General features: G+C 68.5%; 3 protein-coding genes. 1 reads left to right on the top strand and 2 read right to left on the bottom strand.

Features of this window, described 5'->3' with window-relative positions; genetic code table 11:
• Positions 1 to 196: 196 nt before the first annotated feature.
• Together ACK543_RS04090 and ACK543_RS04085 are read right to left on the bottom strand one after the other, a co-directional pair.
• A complete protein-coding gene (locus ACK543_RS04090) occupies positions 197 to 709 on the bottom strand; it encodes a DUF1993 family protein (RefSeq protein WP_409941580.1) in 513 nt (170 codons plus the stop codon).
• 105 nt (positions 710 to 814) lie between these two features.
• Complete coding sequence (locus ACK543_RS04085) at positions 815 to 2,080, bottom strand: MFS transporter (RefSeq protein ID WP_409941579.1); 1,266 nt, start codon at positions 2,078 to 2,080, stop codon at positions 815 to 817.
• A 64-nt stretch (positions 2,081 to 2,144) separates the two neighbouring features.
• Here ACK543_RS04085 and ACK543_RS04080 point away from each other — a divergent pair, with 64 nt between their 5' ends.
• Positions 2,145 to 3,068, top strand: coding sequence for an AraC family transcriptional regulator (locus ACK543_RS04080; RefSeq protein ID WP_409941578.1), 924 nt, complete (start codon positions 2,145 to 2,147; stop codon positions 3,066 to 3,068).
• Positions 3,069 to 3,364: the final 296 nt, after the last annotated feature.

Below are 3,364 nucleotides of genomic sequence, written 5' to 3'. Positions count from 1 at the left end.
TTGGGGTGCCAGGCAAGGCGCGACGACGCGGCAGGCTCGTGCCTGCAAGGAGGAGCAACACCGCATGGCGCTCCAAAAGCGGTGCTGGCAAGTGCATAGCGCTGTCACCCCAAAGGTGAGGCTGCGAAAACAACCCAAGGCCCGAGTCCACGCGGTGTGCGGCAAGATGACAAGCGGTCAACTGCCGTTTTTAGGATCAGTATTTGCCCATGTAGTCCCGCTTGCCCAGCTCTACCCCGTTGTGGCGGGCGATGGCGTAGGTGGCGTTCACATGGAAGAAAAACTGCGGCAGGCCGTAGTGCAGCAAGTAGTGCTCGCCCACAAACTGCCGTTCGCGGGGGGTGCCGGGCTGGAGGGTGATCGGGCGCGTGGCGGCGTCGGCAAAGGCCTCGACCGGCAGGCTCTCGATGAACGACAGCACGATATCGATGCGCTCGGTCAGGTCGGCAAAGCCGGGGCGCTCGGGGTCGGGGAACGAGGGCACCTCGACTCCGGCCAGGCGGGCGGCCACGCCCTTGGCGAAGTCGCAGGCAATCAGCACCTGCCGGGCCAGGGGGAACATGTCGGGGAACAGCCGCGCCTGCAGCAGGGCGTCGGGTTCGATCTTGCGGGCGGTGACATGCGATTCGGTCTTGGCCAGCACGTCGTTGAGCGAGCCCAGCATCTGGCGCAAGACAGGAATGCTGGCGTTGTAGGTGGCAGAAGTCATCGGGGGTCGTTCCTGAAAAGGTGGCGATGCGCTCGCGCAGCGCGCGCGCCGCCCGATTGCAACACAACCACGCGCATCGCGCAGCGGGTGGCGGTTGCAATGCCTTCAGGCCGCAGACGCAACAGGCCGCGACGAGCGTGCCGCCACGCCCGCGCCCACCAGCGCCGCCGAGACCACACCCAGCGCCAGCGTGGCGGCCGAGCCATAGAAGATACCTGCGGTCAGGCCCCTGTCGAGCATCGCGCCGAACACCGGGGCGGCCAGGCAAAAGCCCAGGTCCAGGCCGGAATACACCGTGCCATAGACCCGGCCCGTCGCGCCCGGCGGCGCAGCGCGCTTGATGAGCATGTCGCGCGAGGGGCCCGCCAGCCCCGTGCCCAGGCCCGCCATGGCCGCCACCACCAGCGCCGCCATGCCGGGCAGCACGCCCGTGGCCACCACCACCAGCAGCGCAGCAGAACCCAGCAGGCAGACCGAGATGATCTTCTCAAGGCGCTGCACACGCCCCACCAGAAACCCGCCCACCACCATACCCACCGCGCCAAACAGCATGTAGCCCGTGACCACCATGGCGGTCAGGCCCAGCGGCAGGCCGTACAGGGTCTGCAGCGCCGGGCTGGCAAAGCTCTGGATGGCACTGAGGGCGCAGGTGCTCCAGAAAAAGAACGAAAAGCACAGCCACACCGAGGGCAGCTTGAGGAAGGCCATGGGATGCTCTGGCGCTGCCTGGGCTGCGCCGCCCCGGGCCGGGTGCGCCGAGGCACCCTGGCGGTCGTCCAGCGCATCGCGGTTGAAGGCCATGATGACCAGCACCGTGATGGCCAGCGCCGCAGCGCACAGGCACGCCGTGCGCCACGAGCCCGTGGCCGTTGCGATGCCCGCCATGAACACCGGCGCCGTCGCCCAGCCCAGGTTGCCGCTGATGCCGTGCACCGAAAACCCGTGCCCCAGCCGCTGGGGCGAGACACGCTGGTTGAGGATGGTGAAGTCCACCGGATGGAAGGGCGCATTGCCCAGCCCCGCCAGCGCGGCCGCCAGCAGCAGCCCGGCATAGCCCTGCGCCGCGCCGGCAGCCAGCGCCGCTGCGGCAAAGCTCAGCAGCGCGAAAAACAACACCGGCCGCGCGCCCACGCGGTCCACCAGAAAGCCCGACAGCGCCTGCCCCACCCCGGAGATCACGAAGAACACCGACACCAGCAGGCCCAGCTCGGAGTAGCTCAGACCGAACTCGCCGATGAACCACGGAAACAGCGGCGGCAGCAGCATGTGAAAGAAGTGCGAGCTGCCGTGGGCCAGGCCGACGAGGGCGATGGTGCGTGCGTCCTGCCGCAGGGCAGCGGGCTGCGCGGTGCCGGTCGATGATGAAGTCATGGTGTGATCTTAGGCAGGGCTGCGTCGGCAGGTTTACGATAGATGGCCAAACTTTGTCGCAGACATGCCAAACCCCACGCCGCAAGCCCTGACCCCCAAGGCAGTCGCCCCCGTGCGGCGCAGGCGCGCCTATGTGGAGTCGCTCACGCCGGAGCTGTTCGTGCCCAGCCCGGTGCGCCCGGTGCGCGCCAAGCTGCGCTGGCTGGCGGCCGACACGCAGGTGATGCCGCACAGCCACCCGTGGGGGCAGGTGGCCATCTCGACCACGGGGGTGATCCGCCTCACGGTGAGCCACGGCAGCTTCATCGTGCCGCCATCGCGGGCGCTGTGGATTCCGCCCGGGGTGGAACACACGGTGACCATGGTGGAAGACGCCGACCTGCGCACGCTGTACTTTCACCAGCCGCCGGGCCGGTGCGGGCCCAAGGCGCTGGACGCGCAGGCTGCGGGCAGCAGCGACGACGGCGGGGCCTGGCGCCAATGCCGTGTGCTGGAGGTGTCGGGCCTGCTGCGCGCCCTGGTGCGCGAGATGCCCACCGAGCCCGATGGCGACACCGCGCCTGCCGCCGAAGCGCTCTGGCGCGAGCAACACCTGAGCGCCCTCATCCGCGATGAGCTGGCCCGCGCCGCCGCCGTGAAGCTGGGCGTGGACCTGCCGCACGACAAACGCCTGCGCCACCTGTGCGAGGCCGTGCTGGCCGACCCCACGCGCCACGACACGCTGGCCGACTGGGCGCGCAACACCGGCGCCAGCCCACGCACCGTGGCCCGCCTGTTCCGCTCCGAGCTGGGCAGCACCTTCACCCAGTGGCGTCAGCAGGTCATATTGGCCAAGGCGGTTTCGCTGGCCGCAGGGCGCATGCCCATGGGCCAGATCGCCGCCGAGCTGGGCTACAGCGCAAGCGCCTTCAGCGCCATGGTGCGCAAATCGGTGGGGCAGCCGCCGGGGCGGTTTCTGGGCCAGCACTTGCCCCCGCCTGCGCCGTAGCGCATGGGCAGCGTCGCAGCGGTGGCAGCGGGTAGGCGCGCCGGCCTGCCGCGGTTTCAGTATAAAAACAGCCAGTTACGCGCGTCTGCATTACGAATGCAGCTATTATTTTAGTAGCGTCTTGCTGGGGATTACTGGCGATGCGAGCGAGCCGATGCTAGGAGCCTGTCGGACTTGGAAATCGTCGGCTGCAAATCGACCGCAGCGGTCCATTTTTCACCGCCTTTTTGCCCCATAGCTCGGCTATGGGGCTGCAAATTCGGCAAAAACTGTCCTCGCTGGGGCCGATTTTCGCT

Source organism: Acidovorax sp. (genome assembly GCF_046341535.1).
Taxonomy (GTDB): Bacteria; Pseudomonadota; Gammaproteobacteria; order Burkholderiales; family Burkholderiaceae_C; genus Acidovorax.
Note: the sequence above shows the minus strand (reverse complement) of the source record. Positions and strands in the feature narration are given on the sequence as shown.

What these genes read in the sequence shown, in the direction of transcription:
- ACK543_RS04090 (WP_409941580.1), bottom strand. Translation starts at nt 709, where the DNA reads ATGACTTCTGCCACCTACAACGCCAGCATTCCTGTCTTGCGCCAGATG.
- ACK543_RS04085 (WP_409941579.1), bottom strand. Translation starts at nt 2,080, where the DNA reads ATGACTTCATCATCGACCGGCACCGCGCAGCCCGCTGCCCTGCGGCAG.
- ACK543_RS04080 (WP_409941578.1), top strand. Translation starts at nt 2,145, where the DNA reads ATGCCAAACCCCACGCCGCAAGCCCTGACCCCCAAGGCAGTCGCCCCC.